The 17,039-nt window shown below is 70.8% G+C and carries 13 protein-coding genes; 8 read left to right on the top strand and 5 right to left on the bottom strand.

The window, feature by feature from the left end; translation table 11 throughout:
- Nucleotides 1-2 precede the first annotated feature (2 nt).
- The 7 genes from ACIO3O_RS09225 to ACIO3O_RS09195 all read left to right on the top strand — a co-directional run bounded on the left by ACIO3O_RS09225 (nucleotide 3) and on the right by ACIO3O_RS09195 (nucleotide 12,231).
- A complete protein-coding gene (locus tag ACIO3O_RS09225; RefSeq protein WP_401743889.1) occupies nucleotides 3-971 on the top strand; it encodes a carbohydrate ABC transporter permease in 969 nt (322 codons plus the stop codon).
- Nucleotides 968-1,855 (top strand): carbohydrate ABC transporter permease, encoded by an 888-nt coding sequence (locus ACIO3O_RS09220; RefSeq protein WP_401743886.1) that lies wholly within the window; start codon nucleotides 968-970, stop codon nucleotides 1,853-1,855. Before ACIO3O_RS09225 ends, ACIO3O_RS09220 begins: the two co-directional genes overlap by 4 nt.
- Nucleotides 1,852-4,908 (top strand): glucoamylase family protein, encoded by a 3,057-nt coding sequence (locus ACIO3O_RS09215; RefSeq protein ID WP_401743883.1) that lies wholly within the window; start codon nucleotides 1,852-1,854, stop codon nucleotides 4,906-4,908. Before ACIO3O_RS09220 ends, ACIO3O_RS09215 begins: the two co-directional genes overlap by 4 nt.
- On the top strand, nucleotides 4,905-7,268 hold the full coding sequence (locus ACIO3O_RS09210; protein WP_401743881.1) for an alpha-L-fucosidase: 2,364 nt from the start codon (nucleotides 4,905-4,907) through the stop codon (nucleotides 7,266-7,268). Before ACIO3O_RS09215 ends, ACIO3O_RS09210 begins: the two co-directional genes overlap by 4 nt.
- 118 nt (nucleotides 7,269-7,386) lie before the next feature.
- A complete protein-coding gene (locus ACIO3O_RS09205) occupies nucleotides 7,387-8,826 on the top strand; it encodes a sulfatase (RefSeq protein ID WP_401743879.1) in 1,440 nt (479 codons plus the stop codon).
- A complete protein-coding gene (locus tag ACIO3O_RS09200) occupies nucleotides 8,823-10,676 on the top strand; it encodes a glycoside hydrolase (protein ID WP_401743876.1) in 1,854 nt (617 codons plus the stop codon). The genes ACIO3O_RS09205 and ACIO3O_RS09200 overlap by 4 nt, the downstream gene beginning before the upstream one ends.
- Before the next feature lie 121 nt (nucleotides 10,677-10,797).
- Nucleotides 10,798-12,231, top strand: a complete 1,434-nt coding sequence (locus ACIO3O_RS09195) for a bifunctional transcriptional activator/DNA repair enzyme AdaA (RefSeq protein ID WP_401743873.1) — start codon at nucleotides 10,798-10,800, stop codon at nucleotides 12,229-12,231.
- Here ACIO3O_RS09195 and ACIO3O_RS09190 read toward each other — a convergent pair.
- Nucleotides 12,200-12,517, bottom strand: coding sequence for an AzlD domain-containing protein (locus ACIO3O_RS09190; RefSeq protein ID WP_401743871.1), 318 nt, complete (start codon nucleotides 12,515-12,517; stop codon nucleotides 12,200-12,202). The two genes, ACIO3O_RS09195 and ACIO3O_RS09190, sit on opposite strands and share 32 nt — an antisense overlap.
- Entirely contained in the window at nucleotides 12,514-13,257 is a 744-nt protein-coding gene (locus tag ACIO3O_RS09185; RefSeq protein WP_401743869.1) for an AzlC family ABC transporter permease, read from the bottom strand. The genes ACIO3O_RS09190 and ACIO3O_RS09185 overlap by 4 nt, the downstream gene beginning before the upstream one ends.
- Before the next feature lie 56 nt (nucleotides 13,258-13,313).
- On the opposite strand from ACIO3O_RS09185, the gene ACIO3O_RS09180 reads away from it, so the two are divergent.
- Entirely contained in the window at nucleotides 13,314-13,871 is a 558-nt protein-coding gene (locus ACIO3O_RS09180; RefSeq protein WP_401743866.1) for a CGNR zinc finger domain-containing protein, read from the top strand.
- Here ACIO3O_RS09180 and ACIO3O_RS09175 read toward each other — a convergent pair.
- Genes ACIO3O_RS09175 through ACIO3O_RS09165 form a run of 3 tightly spaced genes read right to left on the bottom strand, consistent with a single transcriptional unit; the run spans nucleotide 13,853 to nucleotide 17,039 of the window.
- Nucleotides 13,853-14,569 carry an ABC transporter ATP-binding protein gene (locus ACIO3O_RS09175; protein ID WP_401743863.1) on the bottom strand — a complete coding sequence of 239 codons (717 nt, stop codon included), beginning with the start codon at nucleotides 14,567-14,569 and terminating at the stop codon, nucleotides 13,853-13,855. The two genes, ACIO3O_RS09180 and ACIO3O_RS09175, sit on opposite strands and share 19 nt — an antisense overlap.
- The gene (locus ACIO3O_RS09170) at nucleotides 14,566-15,345 is read right to left on the bottom strand and encodes an ABC transporter ATP-binding protein (RefSeq protein WP_401743860.1); all 780 of its coding nucleotides are present in this window, start codon (nucleotides 15,343-15,345) and stop codon (nucleotides 14,566-14,568) included. The genes ACIO3O_RS09175 and ACIO3O_RS09170 overlap by 4 nt, the downstream gene beginning before the upstream one ends.
- Nucleotides 15,342-17,039, bottom strand: a complete 1,698-nt coding sequence (locus ACIO3O_RS09165; RefSeq protein WP_401743859.1) for a branched-chain amino acid ABC transporter permease — start codon at nucleotides 17,037-17,039, stop codon at nucleotides 15,342-15,344. Before ACIO3O_RS09165 ends, ACIO3O_RS09170 begins: the two co-directional genes overlap by 4 nt.

The raw sequence follows: 17,039 nt of genomic DNA, 5'->3' as shown, positions 1-17,039 counted from the left end.
TCATGACCTCCACCATGTCGGCCGGGACCCGGGAGCGCCGCACCGGCGCCCCGGCGTCGCGGCCGGCGGGCGGCCGCCGGGTACGGGCCGGGTCGGCCCGCTCCCGCCGGGCGGTGGCGGGCTGGGTGTTCTCCCTGCCCTTCCTCGTCCTGTACGCGCTCTTCGAACTGGTGCCGGTGATCGCCTCCGTCGCGATCAGCTTCACCGACATGCGCTCCACCGACCTGCGCGACCCGCTCGCCGTCGATCCGGCGGGATTCGACAACTACTCCCGCATCCTCTCCGACGACGTCTTCTGGAAAGCCGTCGGCAACACCTTCTACTTCACCGCCGTCAGCGTCCCGCTGACCCTCGTGTGCGGCCTGGCCCTGGCGGTCGCCCTCAACTCCGGCATCGCCCGCTTCAAGACCTTCTTCCGGGTCGGTTACTACCTGCCCGTGGTCTCCAGCATCATCGCCGTCGCCGTCGTGTGGAACTACCTCCTCAACGACGACATGGGCCTGATCAACACCGTCCTCGGCTGGGTCGGCATCGACGGACCCGACTGGCTGAACTCCACCACCTGGGCCATGCCCGCCCTGATCGCCATGGCCGTCTGGCGGCACATGGGCTTCGCCATGGTCATCTTCCTGGCCGGCCTCCAGGGCGTGCCCCAGGAGATGTACGAGGCGGCCACCCTCGACGGGACCACCAAGTGGCAGGCCTTCCGGCACATCACACTGCCGATGCTGCGGCCCACCATGCTCTTCATGGTCGTCATCTCGATGATCGGCAACCTCCAGTTCTTCGAGGAGCCCTTCGTCATGACCCAGGGCGAACCCCTGAACAGCACGACCTCGATCGCCTACCAGATCTACGAGGCCTTCGGCACCGGCCAGTACGGCTACGCCGCCGCGATGAGCTACGTGCTGTTCCTCCTGATCGCCCTGCTGACCCTGGTCCAGTTCCGGCTGCTGCGGGAGAAAGAATGAGCGCGCCTGCCACGTCCCTGCGGATCGACACGGGCAAGCGGCCCCCGCAGGAGGTCACCCCCGACCGGCCCTACCGGGGACAGCGCTGGGTGTACGTGGTCCTGGTGGCCGGTCTGGTGGTGGTCTGCGCACCCTTCGTCTGGATGGTGCTCAGCGCCTTCAAGACCCAGAAGGAGATCTACGCCTCCCCGCCCACCTGGTTCCCCGAGGCACCCACCTTCGACAACTTCAGCGTCCTGCTCGACAAGCTGGACATCCCGCAGTTCTTCTTCAACAGCGTCTTCGTCGCGACCGTCACCACCCTCGGCAACCTGCTGTTCTGCTCGATGCTCGGCTACGCCCTCGCGAAGATCGACTACCCCGGCAAGAAGATCATCTTCGGTCTCGTCATGTCGAAGCTGATGATCCCCGGCATCGCCCTGCTCGTGCCGACCTTCGTGGTCGTCGCCTCGCTCGGCCTGGTCGACAGCTACGCGGGCATCATCCTGCCCGGGCTCGCCGCCCCCATGGGCGTCTTCCTGATGCGCCAGTTCATCCAGGGCCTGCCCGACGACCTCATCGACGCCGGACGCGTGGACGGCGCGGGGGAGTTCCGGATCTTCTTCCGGATCATCCTGCCGCTGTGCCGCCCGGCGCTGGCCACGCTCGGCCTGCTCACCTTCCTCGCCTCCTGGAACAGCTTCCTGTGGCCGCTCGTGGTGGCCCAGAGCGAGGACATGTACACCCTCCCGGTCGGCGTCGCGCTCTACTCGCTCGACCACCAGAACGCGGAGTACGGCCTGCTCCTCGCGGGCGCCTCCATGCTCGTCCTGCCGATCATCGCCGTATTCGTCTACTTCCAGCGCCACTTCGTCCAAGGCATCGCTACGACGGGACTCAAGTGACCAGATCGCGACACCTCCGCAGACCCGGCCGGCTCAGACTGCTGCTGGCCGCCGCCCTCGCCGGCGCCGTGGCCCTCACCGGCCTGAGCGCCCCGCCCGCCGCCCAGGCCCGTACCCCGGACGCGGCCGACGCCAAGCGGCCCGTCGACCCGAACGTCCTGACGTACCAGGACCGGGTGACCCTCAAGGGGTACGCCGCCGACACCTGGAAATCCCTCGAAGCCCTGATCTCCCCGGAGACCGGGCTGCCCGCCAGCTCCCTGAACGGCGACCTCACCAACCGGGTCCACCAGACCGGGCCGACACCGTTCGGCACGTACCTCTGGAGCGCGACCGCCGCCTGGAAGAGCGGCGTCATCTCGCGCTCCCGGGCCCGCGACCGTGTCCAGCGCACCCTCAAGGCACTGAACAGGCTCGACTACCACCGCGGCTCCGGCATGTTCTACCGGTGGTACGACCCGTACACCGGCGGGCTGCGCGACGCGACCCCCGAGGCCCGCTTCGTCTCCAGCGTCGACAACGCGTGGGCGGCCACCGGACTGATGGTCGTCAAGGACGCCTTCCCCGAACTCCGGCGCGAGATACGCCCGTTGCTGGACCGCATGGACTTCCGCTGGTTCTACGAGGCGAACGCCGCCGGCGCCAACAAGGGCGGCGGCCTGATGCGCGGCGGCTTCTACACCACCGAGACCGCCCCCAACGTGTGCACCGTCAAGGCGCGCGGCGTCGGCTTCACCTGCCACTTCTACGGCGCGCTCGGCGAGACCCGCCAAGTGACGTACGTGGCCATGGCGTTGGGGCAGGTCCCGAGGCAGGCCTACTGGGGTCAGAACCGGTCCTTCGCCGACACCGAGTGCAAGCAGGAGACCAAGCCGACCGGTGCGTACCGCACGTACGACGGTGTGAAGGTCTGGGAAGGGGCCTACGACTACCGGGGCATGAAGGTCATGCCCGCCTGGGGCGGCTCCATGTTCGAGGCCATGATGCCCAACCTGTTCCTCCCCGAGGAGAAATGGGGCAGACAGAGCTGGGCCAAGAACCACCCGCTGATCGTCAAGTCCCAGATCGAGCACGGGATGGACGAGGCCACGTACGGGTACTGGGGCTTCTCCCCGTCCAACAACCCGGCCGGCGGCTACCGCGCGTACGGCGTCGACGGCATCGGCATGGACCCCGAGGGCTACACCTCCGACCAGGAGAAGACCACCCGCGACCCGGGCTTCGCGGGCTGCCGCGAGGGCAAGCCGCTGCCGGCCAAGTACGGCGACGGCGTCGTCACCCCGCACGCCTCCTTCCTGGCCCTGCGCTACGCACCCCGGGCCGCCCTCGACAACCTGGCCAAGCTGCGGAAGGACTTCGACATCTACGGGCCCGGCGGCTTCTACGACGCCGTCGCCGTGAAGTCCAAGAAGGTCTCCCGCGAGTACCTCACCCTCGACCAGGGCATGGTGATGGCCGCCCTCGGCAACGCCCTCGCCGGTGACACGCTGCGCGACAGCTTCGTACGGGGCGGCGACCGGGCCGGCGTGCACCGGATCAAGGACGTGATCTCCCGGGAGCGGTTCGCGAGCCAGGACCGCAAGGCGCCCTCCTTCACGGAGGACGACACCGCGACCGTACGGGCGTACGCCGTCGACACCTGGAAGTCCATGGCCGCCATGGTCGAGCCCGCCACCGGGCTGCCCGTCGACAACATCGGCGGCGACCTGAGCGCGGGCAGCCGCAGCGCCACCACCTCGCCGACCAACATCGGCATGTACCTGTGGGGCGCCGTCACCGCCCGCGACCTGGGCCTGATCACCGCCGCCGACGCGCGCACCCGGGTGCAGAAGGTGCTGGGGACGCTCGCCACGATGGACCACCACGAGCCGTCCGGCATGTACTACAACTGGTTCGACCCCAAGACCGGCCACACCCTGACGACCTGGCCGGAGAACGGCAACGTCGTCAGCCCGTTCCTGTCCAGTGTCGACAACGCCTGGCTCGCCTCGGCGCTCATGGTCGTGCGCACCGCCGTCCCCGAGGCCACGACGCAGGCGCAGAGCATCCTCGGCCGCATGAAGTGGACGTACTTCTACAACAACGTCGACGCCACCCCCGGCAGCCCGGCCGGCCTCATGCGCGGCGGCTTCTGGCCCACCAAGCCCACCGACGGCACCTGCACCGTCCCCGGCAACTACTCCGGCGACGGAAAGCCGAACGTCCAGTACACCTGCCACAACTACGGCGCGATGGGCGAGACCCGCATCGTCTCCTACGTCGGCATCGCCTCCGGGCAGATCCCGCCCGTGCACTACTTCGGCGGCAACCGCGGCTTCGCGCCCACCTGCGCCTGGGCCTGGCAGGAGCAGAAGCCGACCGGCACCACGCAGACGTACCTCGGCGCCCCCGTCTTCGAGGGCACGTACAGCTACCGCGGCATGAAGCTCATGCCGAACTGGGGCGGCTCCATGTTCGAGGAGCTGATGAACGACCTGGTGGTGCCCGAGGACACGTGGGCCCCGAACAGCTGGGGCAAGAACCACCCCGTCTTCGTGAAGGCGCAGATCGCCCATGGGATGGAGGAGGCCAAGTACGGGTACTGGGGCTTCTCGCCGTCGAACAACCCGAATGGGGGCTACCGCGAGTACGGCGTCGACGCGATCGGCATGGCCGCCGACGGCTACACCTCCGACCAGGAGAAGACGCAGGTCGACGGCGGATTCGAGGGGTGCAGGGAGGGCAAGCCCGCCCCTGTCGCGTACGGAGACGGCGTCGTCACCCCGCACGCCGCCGCCCTCGCCTACCGGTACGAGCCCAGGGCGGCGCTCGACAACCTCGCCAAGCTGCGCGCCAACTTCGACGCGTACGGACCCGGCGGCTTCTACGACGCCGTCGCGGTCAAGTCCGGCAAGGTCTCCCAGCGCTACCTCTCCCTCGACCAGGGCATGCTGCTCGCCTCCTTCGGCAACGCCCTGACCGGCGACAAGCTGCGCGGCTACTTCGCCGCCGGTGAGGCCACGACCGTACTGAAGCCGCTGCTCGGCCTGGAGAAGTGGGAGTCGCACTCGTGAGGAAGCGCTACGCGGCCGTGGTGGCGGGACTCGCCGCCCTCGCGTTGGCCGCACCGACGGCCGTCCAGGCGAACCCGGCCGGGCACGGCAGGCCCGGCGTCGGGAAGACCCCCGACTACCAGCCCACCTACGCCTCCCTCGCCACGCACCCGGTACCGCAGTGGTTCAACGACGCCAAGCTCGGCATCTTCATCCACTGGGGGGCCTACGCGATCCCCGCCTGGGCCGTGAAGGGCGGCTGGCCGGCCGGTTCCCCGTACTCCGAGTGGTACTGGAAGGAGATGAACCGGCCGAACAGCCCGGCGCAGCTCCACCACAAGGAGAAGTACGGCACTGCCAAGAACTACGACGACTTCGTCAAGGAGTGGAAGGCCCCGGCCTTCGACGCCAAGAAGTGGCTCGGCCTCTTCAAGGACGGCGGCGCGAAGTACTACACGCTCGTCACCAAGCACCACGACGGCGTCGCCCTCTGGGACACCGCGACCAGCGACCGCAACACGGTGAAGCTCGGCCCCGGCCGGGACTTCGTCAAGGAGCTGGTGGAGACCAACAAGAAGGGCGGCTACGGGCTCAAGAACGGCTTCTACTACTCGATGCCCGAGTGGTTCCACCCCAACATGCCCAAGATCGGCGGGGGTTGGTTCGGGGACGGCGCGCCGCGCAACCCGTACACGAAGGAACCGCTGCCGTACACCGGGTACAAACCCGTCAAGGACTATGTGAAGGACCATCAGTTCCCGCAGCTCAAGGAGCTGGTGGACCGGTTCGACCCGGACCTGATCTGGTGCGACATCGGCCTGGAGAACGTCAACAACAGCGAGGAGTTCAACGCCTACTACTTCAACCAGGCGAAGAACCGCAGGAAGCCGAAGGAGGTCGCGGTCGACGACCGGTGCGGCACCAACGTGCCCGCCGACTTCACCACCCCCGAATACTCCGTCGAACCCGACATCAAGACCGCCAAGTGGGAGGCCAGCCGGGGCCTCGGCCAGTCCTACGGCTACAACGAGAACGAGCGGCCCGAGGACTATCTGACCTCCGCCGCGCTGATCTCCAACTTCGTCGACGTCGTCTCCAAGAACGGCAACCTGCTGCTCAACCTCGGCCCGCGCGCCGACGGCAGCATGGACCCCGCCCAGGAGGAACGGGTCCGCGACCTCGGCGCCTGGCTCAAGGTCAACGGCGAGGCGATCTACGGCTCCCGCTACTGGACGCAGGCCGAGGACAAGGGCGCCAATGTGCCCGTACGGTTCACCACGCAGCCGGAGGCGTTCTACGCCACCGCACTCAAATGGCCCGGTGCGGAACTGAAGTTGACGGCGCAGGTGCCGCTCGGGGCGCACGACGAGATCCGGCTGGTCGGTGACCGCGGCGGCAAGGCGTTGAAGTGGACGAAGAACGCCGACGGCTCGCTCAGCATCGACACCTCGCAGCTGAAGGACACCGGCGCGCACGCCTACACCTTCCGCATCGCCAGGCCCGGCTACCGGGCGGACCGGGCCATGCTGCTCGGCGTGCAGACCCCGGCCGTCACCGCGAACCAGGGCGAGAGGATCACCGTGCCCGTCGAGGTCGCCAACCGGGGCGACAAACACCTCCCCGGCGGCCTCGCCAAGGTCTCGGTGCCCGGCGCGAAGCCCGTGTGGCTGACGACGCCCGCCCTGGACGCACACACCCGCGTCACCCTGAAGGCCCAGGTCACCGTAGGTAGGACGGTCGCACCCGGGGACTACCGGGTGAAGGTCGAGACCCAGGTGCGGGGCAAGCGGTTCGACTCCTCGTCGGCGCTGTCCGTGCTCGGCGAGATGACCCGCACCGACCTGTCCGCCCTCTACGACAACGACGGCATCGCCACCGCCGGCAACCCCAAGGACGGCAACTTCGACACGGCCGGATCGACGTATCCGGCCGAGGAACTGCCGAAGGCGGGCGTCTTCCAGACCCCGCAGCGCGTCCCCTTCACCTGGCCCGCCACCACCGACGGCACCAAGAACAACGTCGTGCTGTCCGGCCAGAGCATCCCGGTGACCCCGGGCAAGTACCGCAAGCTGCACCTGCTCGCGTCGGCCGCGTTCGGCGGCGGCGGGAAGACGTCCGCCACGGTGACGTACGCGGACGGCAGCACCCAGCAGATCCCCATGGCCTTCCCCGACTGGTTGAGCGCGGGCGGGCTGCCGGTCGCCGTGAAGGCCACCTACCGCTACAACGCGGACGGGACCAAGGGCACGGGACCGTACATCAACCTGCACTCCCTCGCCGTCGACCCGGCGAAGGAGGTCCGCTCGGTGACGTTGGCCAGGCCCACCGGCAACAACGCCCGGGTGAACCTGCACCTGTGGGGGCTCACCGCCGAGAAGTGACACGCCCCGCAGTGGGGAGCCTGCACCCGGCCGACACCGGGGGCGGGCTCCCCGTACCACCCGCACAGCCCCTCCGTACCACCCGCACCCCCTCCCCAGTCCCGTGAGAGAGAGCACCGTGTCCGACCAGCACAGCACCAGCCGGGGCCGCCGCCCCAACATCCTGTTCATCATGGCCGACGACCACGCGGCGCACGCCGTCAGCGCGTACGGCAGCAACATCAACGAGACCCCGCACATCGACCGCATCGCCGAGGGCGGCATGCGCCTCGACAACTGCTTCTGCACCAACTCCCTGTGCGCGCCCAGCCGGGCGACCATCCTCACCGGCACGTACAACCACGTGAACGGCGTGCAGACGCTCTCCACCGAGTTCGACTCGCGCCAGCCCGCCGTCGCCGGAATGCTCCAGGACGCGGGGTACGAGACCGCCATCGTCGGCAAGTGGCACCTCGGGCACGGCGAGCAGCACGACCCGCGCGGCTTCGACCACTGGACGGTCGTCCCCGACCAAGGCCGGTACCACAACCCGGTGTTCATCGACATGGACGGCAGTCAGCGGGTCATCCCCGGCTACGCCACCAACATCATCACGGACCTCGCCGAGGAGTGGCTCGACGGCCGCGACGAGGAGAAGCCCTTCTTCCTGATGGTCCATCACAAGGCACCGCACCGTAACTGGGAGCCCGACGAGAAGCACCTCGACATGTACACCGACGGCGACCTCGCCGTCCCCGAGAACTTCTTCGACGACTACTCGGGGCGGGCCACCGCCGCCCGCGAGGCCCAGATGCGGGTCGCCGACCACCTGCGGATGGACGACCTGAAGAAGCTGCTGCCGCCCGGGATGACCCAGGACGAGCAGGCGCTGTGGAAGTACCAGACGTACATCAAGGACTACCTGCGCTGCGTGGCCTCCGTCGACGACAACGTGGGGCGGCTGCTCGACTACCTGGACGCGAAGGGCCTCACCGAGGACACCATCGTCATCTACACCTCCGACCAGGGCTTCTTCCTCGGCGACCACGGCTGGTACGACAAGCGCTTCATGTACGAGGAGTCGCTGCGGATGCCGTTCGTGATCCGCTACCCGAAGGAGATCGAGGCCGGGTCGGTCAGCGACGCCCTGTGCATGAACGTCGACTTCGCGCAGACCTTCCTGGACTACGCGGGCGTCCCCGCCATCGAGCGCATGCAGGGCGAGTCCCTGCGCCCGCTGCTCAAGGGTGAACTCCCGGGCGACTGGCGGAAGTCGGTGTACTACCGCTACTGGGAGCACGACGACGGCATCCACCACGTGTGGGCCCACTACGGGGTGCGCACCGACCGGTACAAGCTGGTCTACTACTACGCCGACGGCCTGGGCCTGCCCGGCACCTCCGACAAGGTCATGGAGCCCGAGTGGGAGCTCTTCGACCTTCACAACGACCCGTGGGAGATGAAGAGCGTCTACGACGACCCCGCGTACGCCGAGGCGCGTGCCGAGCTGGAGGCCGAACTCGCCCGTGTACAGGCCGAGATCGGCGACAAGCCGTACGTGGCGGGGGAGCGCGCGTGACGACCGTCGAGGAGGCGCACGAAGCTTCACACGAAGCGGCGCACAGCGACTGGCGGGAGCGGATCTACAAACCGTCCGGGGGTGTGACGCCGGTCCCTGCCGTCGAGCTGGCCGCCCCGCAGGGCCTGCGGATGCGGGCCGGGGCCGGGCACGTCACGCTCGAATGGGAACCCGTCGAGGGTGCGATCGGCTACCTGGTGCACCGGGCCGCCGGGGCGGGGGACTTCGTCACCACCAAGCAGCGTGACGTGGACGTGCCGCAGGTGCCCTCCCCGTGCTTCGTGGACACGGCGCTCGTCCCGGGCGAGACGGTGCGCTACATCGTGGCGGCCGTCGGGGCGATGGACGTGACGGGCCCGTTCTGCCCGCCGATCGCGGCGGCCGCGGCCATCGTGCCCACGACGCCGCCGCAGGCGTCGGTTTCCGTACGGGCCGATGTGACGACACGTCAACTGCCGCGCCCCTGGCGCCACATGATCGGGTCCGAGCACCTCTCGTACTCGCTGAGCGAGGACACGACCGGCGGGCGCCCCGTCGGCGCCGAACTGACCGAGGCGCTGCGCGTCGTCCACGACGAGATCGGCGTCGAGACGGTCCGCGCGCACGCGATCCTCTGCGACGACCTCGGCGTGTACCGGGAGGTCGACGGCGAACCCGTGCACGACTTCACGGGAGTCGACGCCGTCTACGACTCGATACGAGCCATCGGCCTGCGCCCGATCGTCGAAATCGGCTACATGCCACGGGACTTGGCGTCCGACCCGGCCAAGACCGTCTTCGGCTACCAGGCGATCGTCTCCCCGCCGAAGTCGTACGAGCGGTGGGGCGACCTCGTCGCCGCCCTCACCCGGCACCTCGTGGAGCGCTACGGCCTCCAGGAGGTCCGCGACCACTGGGCCTTCGAGGTGTGGAACGAGGCCAACCTCGAAGTGTTCTGGTCGGGGACGCCCGAGGAGTTCTTCCGGCTGTACGACGTGACCGCGGCCGCCGTGAAGAGTGTCGACCCCGGCCTGCGGGTCGGGGGCCCGTCCAGTGCGGCCAACGGCTGGGTGCGCGAACTCCTCGCCCACGTCAGGGAGTCGGGGGCGGCGCTCGACTTCGTCACGACGCACACGTACGGCAACGCCCCCCTCGACTGGCGGCCGGTCCTTGAGCAGTACGGCAAGGGGGACGTGCCGATCTGGTGGACGGAGTGGGGCCCCACCCCGACCCACTTCCACGGCATCGGCGACGGGCCCTTCGGGGCGACCTTCCTGCTGCACGGCATGAAGTCCTCCGCCGGACGCCTCGACGCGCTCGCGCACTGGGTGGCGTCCGACCACTTCGAGGAGCTGGGCACCCCGCCCCGCCTCTTCCACGGCGGGTTCGGGCTGCTCACGGTCGGCAACCTGCGCAAGCCCCGGTACTGGGCGCTGGACCTGGTGAACCGGCTCGGCGACCACGAGCTGGCCGCCTCCGTGGGCGGCGACACGGCGGGCGTGGAGGCCTGGGCGGCCCGGCACGACGACGGCCGCATCGGGGTGCTGGTCTGGAACGGCACCCTCAACCAGGCGCAGGCCTTCGGGGCGCCCGAGCTGACGCGGACGGTGGAGCTGGAGGTGGCGGGGCTCCGGGAAGGGGTCTCCTACCGCCTCGTCCACCACCGCATCGACGAGCAGCACTCCAACATCCAGGCGGTCTGGCGCGAGCACAGCAGCGCGGACTGGCCGCAGGGCGAGGAGTGGGACGCGCTGACGGCGGCCAACGTGCTGGACGAGCTGGAGGAGGAGCGGACCCACGGGGGTGGACCGGTCGTCTTCGAGCTGCCGATGCCGGGGGTGTCGTACGTGGAGCTGATTCCGGAGGCGTAAGCCGCTCGCCGTTCCCCCGGAGGGCCGCTCGCTGGTCCCCCGGGAGCCGCTCGCCGTTCCCCCGGGCTCGATGTCCGAATCCCGCGAGCACGGGGGGCGGGGGAGGCGCACACTGGGTGGCATGAACGCTGCCGACGACACCCGGGCGGACCACCGGGAAGACGCCCGGGACGACACCCGTTACGAGGCCGTGAGCAGCCGCGACGCCCGGTTCGACGGGGTGTTCTTCTTCGCGGTGACGAGCACCGGCATCTACTGCCGCCCCAGCTGCCCGGCGGTCACGCCCAAGCGGGCCAACGTGCGCTTCTTCCCCACGGCCGCCGCCGCCCAGGGCAACGGCTTCCGGGCGTGCCGCCGGTGCCGCCCGGACGCGGTGCCGGGCTCGGCGGAGTGGAACGTGCGCGCGGACGCCGTCGGCCGGGCGGTGCGGCTGATCGCCGACGGGGTGGTCGACCGGGAGGGCGTCCCGGGCCTGGCCTCCCGCCTGGGCTACAGCGCCCGCCAGGTGCAGCGGCAGCTCACGGCGGAACTGGGGGCCGGGCCGATCGCCCTGGCCCGGGCGCAGCGCGCCCACACCGCCCGCGTCCTCCTCCAGACGACCGGGCTGCCGGTCACGGACATCGCCTTCGCTTCGGGCTTCGCGAGCGTGCGCCAGTTCAACGACACGGTGCGCGGGATCTACGCCCGCACCCCGAGCGCACTGCGCGCCGAGCGGGGCACCCGGCTGGCCGGAAGCACTGCCGCCGCCCCGCACCCCCTCGTCGCCGGAATCCCCCTCCGCCTCGCCTACCGGGGCCCCTACGCCGCCCGCGAGACCTTCGACCTGCTGGCCGCCGAGGTCGTGCCCCGGGTCGAGGAGATGCTGGGCGAGCCCGGCGCCCGCACCTACCGCCGCACCCTCAGCCTGCCGCACGGCACCGGCGTCGTCTCCGTCGACGAGGCCCCGCACCCCGGCTGGCTCGACGCCCGGGTCAGCCTCTCCGACCTGCGCGACCTCACCACCGCCGTGCAGCGCCTGCGCCGCCTCTTCGACCTGGACGCCGACCCGTACGCCGTGGACGAACGGCTCGGCAGCGACCCCCGGCTCACCCGCCTCGTGGAGGCGCGCCCCGGTCTCCGTTCACCGGGGGCCGCCGATCCCGACGAGTGTGCGGTACGGCTGAGGGTCGGCCGGGAGCGGGCCGCCGTGCTCGCCGAGGCGTACGGTCAGGCGCACCCGCACCCCTGCGGCACTCTCGACCTGCTCTTCCCGACGCCGGACGCCCTGACCGGCGAGCCCGACGCGGGGCCGCTCGCCCGCGCGCTCGCGGCCGGGACCGTACGCCTCGACCCGGGAGCCGACCGGGAGGAGACGGCGCGGGCACTGGAGGCCGTGCCGGACCTGGACGCCCGGACCGCCGCCCTCATCCGGATGCGCGCCCTGGGCGACCCGGACGTGGCGCTCCCGGACTCGCCGGACGAAGGGACCTGGCGCCCCTGGCGCTCGTACGCCACCCGGCACCTCGCCCTGGACGCCGCCCGCCTCACCCCCACAGGGCCCGCACCAGCGCGGTGACCACCACCGCCCCCACCAGCGCCAGCGCCAACGGCACCCGGCACAGCCGCAGCCCGATCACGGCGGCCAGGCCCGCCAGCACCGCGGGGTCGAGACCCGACCAGCCCGGGCCCGCGATCTCCACGACCACGAACGCCGCCAGCAGCACGGGGGCCAGCAGGGCGATCACCGTGCGCGCCCGGTCGGGGAGTTCGCGGCCCGCGAGGACGGCGGGGCCCGCCGCCTTGCAGACGAAGCTCACCAGGGCGACCGCCGCGACGGCGGTCCACAGGACGGTGGGGTTCATACCGGGGCTCCCTTCCGGTGCCACAGGCCCATCAGCGCGGCCAGCCCCGAACCGATCAGGGCGAGCCCGGTGGGCAGGAACGCGATCAGGACGGCGGCGAGCAGTGCGCCCGCGAGCGCGGGGAGGCGGTTGTCGCGGTCCTTGCGCAGCTCGTCCAGGAGGAGCGCGGCGAAGAGCGCGGGGGTGAGGACGTCCAGGCCCAGCGTGTGCTGGAGGCTCGCGTCGGGGGCGAGCACGACACCCAGCACGGTGCCCGCCACCCACGGCGGCCACTGCGCGAGCGTCGCCCCGAACAGGAACGACCGGTCGAAGCGCCCGCCGCCCCGGTGGGCCGCCGCCCACGACGCGTCCACCACCGCCTGGCCCTCGAAGGCCCGCCGCAGCCGTCCGCCGCGCAGGTCGCCCGCGACGGCGATGCCCATGGGCAGGAACCGGCTGTTGATCATCGCGGCGGCAGCCACGGCGGACCCCGGCCCACCGCTCGCGAGCGTCGCCACCAGGGCGAACTGGGCCGAGCCGGAGAACACCACCGCCGAACAGACGATCGGCACGACGACCCCCCACCCCTGCGCCTGCGTGACCGCCCCGAAGCTGAGCGCCAGCAGGAACGACGCCGCCCCGAACCCGGCCCCGACCCGCACCCCGGCCCGGAAGCGGGTGCGCGGTGCGTCGGGGTCCTTCCGGGGGACGGGTGCGGCCGGGTCCGGCTGTGGAGTGTCCTTGCGAGGTGAATCGCTCATCCCCCCACCCTAACAAGCTAATAGCGCCGAGCCTGTTAGAGCGATACCATGACGAAGTGACCCAACTCGACAGCCCCGAACCCCAGTTCATCGCCGGACACCCCGCCCTCGACTTCGTCAACACCGTCGCCTGGCGCACCGACGACGCCCGCCGCGTGGAGCGCGTGACGGGCGTCGAGGAGTGGATACTGTGGGCGGCGAAGGCCGGAATCGACGCGCCGGTCCAGGGGGCCGGCGGTCTCACCGAGTTGCGCGGTGCGCTCGGGGAGGTCCTGGACGCCCTGGTCGACGGCGTCGGCCCGCTGCCGCCCGGCCCCTGGCAGGAGCTGAGCCGGGCGATCGTACGGGCGCGTCAACGGGCGGATGTACCCGCGGAGTTGCCCCTGCGGTGGCGGCCCGCCGGGTTGGACGACGCGCTGGCCCTGCTGGCCGAGGAGCTGCTGGCCGGGCCGTACCTCGAACGGATCGGCCGGTGCCAGGGGCCCGGCTGCGGCTGGTTCTACCTGGACCGGACCCGTGCGGGCAACCGCCGCTGGTGCAGTTCCGGCGACTGCGGCAACCGGGACCGGGCGCGCCGCCACTACGCCCGGAGCGCTCAGTCCTCGCCCAGGTAGGCCTTGCGGACGGACTCGTCGTGCAACAGGCGCTCGCCCGTGCCCGACAGGACCACCCTGCCGATCTCCATGACGTGGCCCTGGTCGGCGAGGGAGAGCGCCGCCTGCGCGTTCTGCTCGACGAGCAGGATCGTCGTACCCGTGGACCTCAGCTCCCGAATCGTCTCCATGATCTTCTGCATCATGATCGGGGAGAGGCCCATGGAGGGCTCGTCCAGCATCAGGAGCTTGGGGCGGGACATCAACGCCCGCCCCATGGCCAGCATCTGCTGCTCCCCGCCGGAGAGGGTGCCCGCGGCCTGCTTACGGCGTTCGCCGAGGATCGGGAAGAGGTCGTACGCCCGCTGGATGTCCCGGGCGATGCCCTCCTTGTCGTTGCGCAGGAACGCCCCGAGCTGGAGGTTCTCCGTGATGGTCAGGCGCGGGAAGATGTGCCGGCCCTCGGGGGAGTGGGCGAGGCCCAGCGCCACGATCTTGTGCGCGGGGACCCCGGAGAGGGGCTTGCCGTCAAAGACGATGCGGCCGCCGGTCGGCCTCAGGAGGCCGGAGAGGGTGCGGAGCGTGGTTGTCTTGCCCGCGCCATTGGTGCCGATGAGGGTGACGACCTGGCCCTCGTCCACCCGGAAGGAGATCCCCTTCACGGCCTCGATCTTGCCGTACGAGACGCGGAGGTCCTCGACCTCCAGCAGCGCGGTCACGCGGCGGCCCCTTCCGTGGTGCCCAGGTAGGCGGCGACGACGCGCTCGTCGCCCCGTACGACGTCGGCCGTGCCCTCGACCAGCTTCTCGCCCTGCACCAGGCAGGCGACCCGGTCGCAGAGGTTGAAGATGAAGCGCATGTCGTGCTCGATGACCAGGACCGAGGTGCCCCGGTCGCGGATGGCGAACACCAACTCCTCGGTGACCCGCGTCTCTTGGGGATTCATACCGGCGGTCGGCTCGTCCAGGAGGAGCAGCCCCGGGTCACTGGCCAGGGCCCGGGCGATCTCCAGCTTGCGCTGCTCGCCGTAGGGGAGGTTGCGGGCGAGGTGGTCCGCCTTGGCGGCCAGACCCGTGAACTCCAGGAGCTCCAGGGCGCGTTCGCGGGACTCCGCCTCCGCGCGCCGGAAGCCGGGGCCCCGTACCAGGGCCGACAGCAGGCCCTCCTTGGTGCGGGTGTGGCGGCCGACCAGGACGTTCTCCAGGACCGTCATGTGGGCGAACAGCCGGATGTTCTGGAAGGTGCGGGCGATGCCCGCCTTCGTCACCAGGTGGGGCTTGGGCGGCAGGACCGTGCCTCGGTGGCGGACCGTTCCCTCGGTGGGGACGTACAGGCCGGTAAGACAGTTGAAGAAGGTGGTCTTGCCCGCCCCGTTCGGGCCGATCAGGCCCACGATCTCACCGCCGCCGACCTTCAGGTCCACCCCGCGCACGGCGGTCAGCCCGCCGAAGCGCATCGTGACGCCGGTCGCGTCCAGTACGAGTTCGTCGCTCATGCCGTGGCTCCCGCCGCGTCGTGGTTCATGCGCTTGCGCCGGTCCGCGACCAGTCCGTCCGGCCGGAACCGCATCAGCAGGATCAGCGCGACGCCGAACGCCATCAGCTGGTAGTCCTGCATGAATTGCAGCTTCATCGGGATCAGGTAGAGCAGTGCCGCCCCGATCAGCGGGCCCGCGACCGTGCCCGTTCCGCCGAGGACGACGGCCGCAAGGAGGAAGGCCGAGTTGGGCGGCACCGCGCCCGCGAACTGGTACGGGTCGGGGACCACGGCGTACGACACGTGCGCCTGCACCGTGCCCGCGACACCGGCGAGTGCCGCGCCCAGCGCGAACGCGATCAGCTTCAGCTTGAAGCTGTTGATGCCCATCGCGGTCGCCGCCGTCTCGTCCTCCCGGATCGCCACCCACGCCCGCCCGGTCCGCGACTCCCCGACGCGCTGGAAGACGACCACCACCACGGCGGTGACCAGCAGCATGAGCAGGAAGTAGTTGGCGAACCGGCCGAGTTGCACCCCGGCGACCATGTGCGTCGCGCCGAAGTCGAAGCCGAAGAGGGACAGGTCGGGAATGTTGGGGATGCCGCCGGGGCCGCCGGTGATGTTGGGGCCGGACTGCCCGTCGAGGTTGTTCACGGCGATCCGGAAGATCTCGCCGAAGCCCAGCGTCACGATCGCCAGATAGTCGCCGCGCACCCGCAGCGTCGGCGCCCCGATGAGCAGCCCGAACAGCATCGAGACGAAGCCGCCCGCCAGCACCGCAGCCCAGAAGGGCAGACGGAAGCCGAGCGCGGAGGCCGACGCGCCGGACACCAGCGCCGCCGTGTACGCGCCCACGCCGAGGAAGGCGACGTATCCGAGGTCGAGCAGTCCGGCCAGGCCCACGACCACGTTCAGGCCGAGCGCCACCGTCGCGAAGATCAGGATGTTCACGCCCACCGACATGTACGTCTCGTCGGAGCCCGTGAAGGGGAAGGCGACGGCCGCCACGAGCGTCGCCCCGGCCGCTGCCGTACGGTGCCGGGCCGTCAGCCCGGTCAGCCGGGCGAGGAGACCGGCCTTGGCCAGTCCCGCCGCCGCGAACCCCGCCGTGATCAGGAACCCGGCGAACAGCTCGCCGTCCGTCCCGATCCCGTACGTGAAGACCAGGAGCCCGCCGCCCGCCGCCCCCGTGATCAGCAACAGCTCCACCCAGGAGGGCAGTTGACGCGGCTTCGACGGCTCCCGTGCGTCCTGCGGCAGCAGGAACGCCCCCGCCACCGGCACCGCCGAGGCCACCGCCGCGAACCAGCCGCCGGGCTCCACGTTGATCGTGCCGCCCAGCGTCCAGGAGATCGCCCCGACGGCGAACCACGTGACGGCCAGGCCGCTCAGCGCGAAGAGCCGCAGCGCGGTCGTCGCCCCGGCGGGAACCGCCCACCGGAAGCCCCGCACCCCGTATCCGCCCAGCGAGGCCAGCACCGTGAGGAGCCCGGACACCAGCGTCAGCACCTGGAGCCCGCCCGGCCACCCGTTGACCGTGAGGTCGCCCGGGAAGGCCGGTGTCCAGGTCCACGCCACCAGGGTGGAGGCGATGGTCAGCACCCCGCCCGCCCCCGTGAGCACCCGGGCCGAAGCCGCGGTCCTGGCCTTCGGCGCGACGGGGGCCGCCGGGGTCGCCGGGGCCGTTTCGGTCAGTCGTGTCACCGTGTTCAT

This window comes from Streptomyces sp. NPDC087440, assembly GCF_044744005.1.
Classification (GTDB): domain Bacteria; phylum Actinomycetota; class Actinomycetes; order Streptomycetales; family Streptomycetaceae; genus Streptomyces.
Note: the sequence above shows the minus strand (reverse complement) of the source record. Positions and strands in the feature narration are given on the sequence as shown.

What these genes read in the sequence shown, in the direction of transcription:
- ACIO3O_RS09165 (WP_401743859.1), bottom strand. Translation starts at nt 17,039, where the DNA reads ATGAACACGGTGACACGACTGACCGAAACGGCCCCGGCGACCCCGGCG.
- ACIO3O_RS09220 (WP_401743886.1), top strand. Translation starts at nt 968, where the DNA reads ATGAGCGCGCCTGCCACGTCCCTGCGGATCGACACGGGCAAGCGGCCC.
- ACIO3O_RS09190 (WP_401743871.1), bottom strand. Translation starts at nt 12,517, where the DNA reads ATGAACCCCACCGTCCTGTGGACCGCCGTCGCGGCGGTCGCCCTGGTG.
- ACIO3O_RS09195 (WP_401743873.1), top strand. Translation starts at nt 10,798, where the DNA reads ATGAACGCTGCCGACGACACCCGGGCGGACCACCGGGAAGACGCCCGG.
- ACIO3O_RS09185 (WP_401743869.1), bottom strand. Translation starts at nt 13,257, where the DNA reads ATGAGCGATTCACCTCGCAAGGACACTCCACAGCCGGACCCGGCCGCA.
- ACIO3O_RS09170 (WP_401743860.1), bottom strand. Translation starts at nt 15,345, where the DNA reads ATGAGCGACGAACTCGTACTGGACGCGACCGGCGTCACGATGCGCTTC.
- ACIO3O_RS09225 (WP_401743889.1), top strand. Translation starts at nt 3, where the DNA reads ATGACCTCCACCATGTCGGCCGGGACCCGGGAGCGCCGCACCGGCGCC.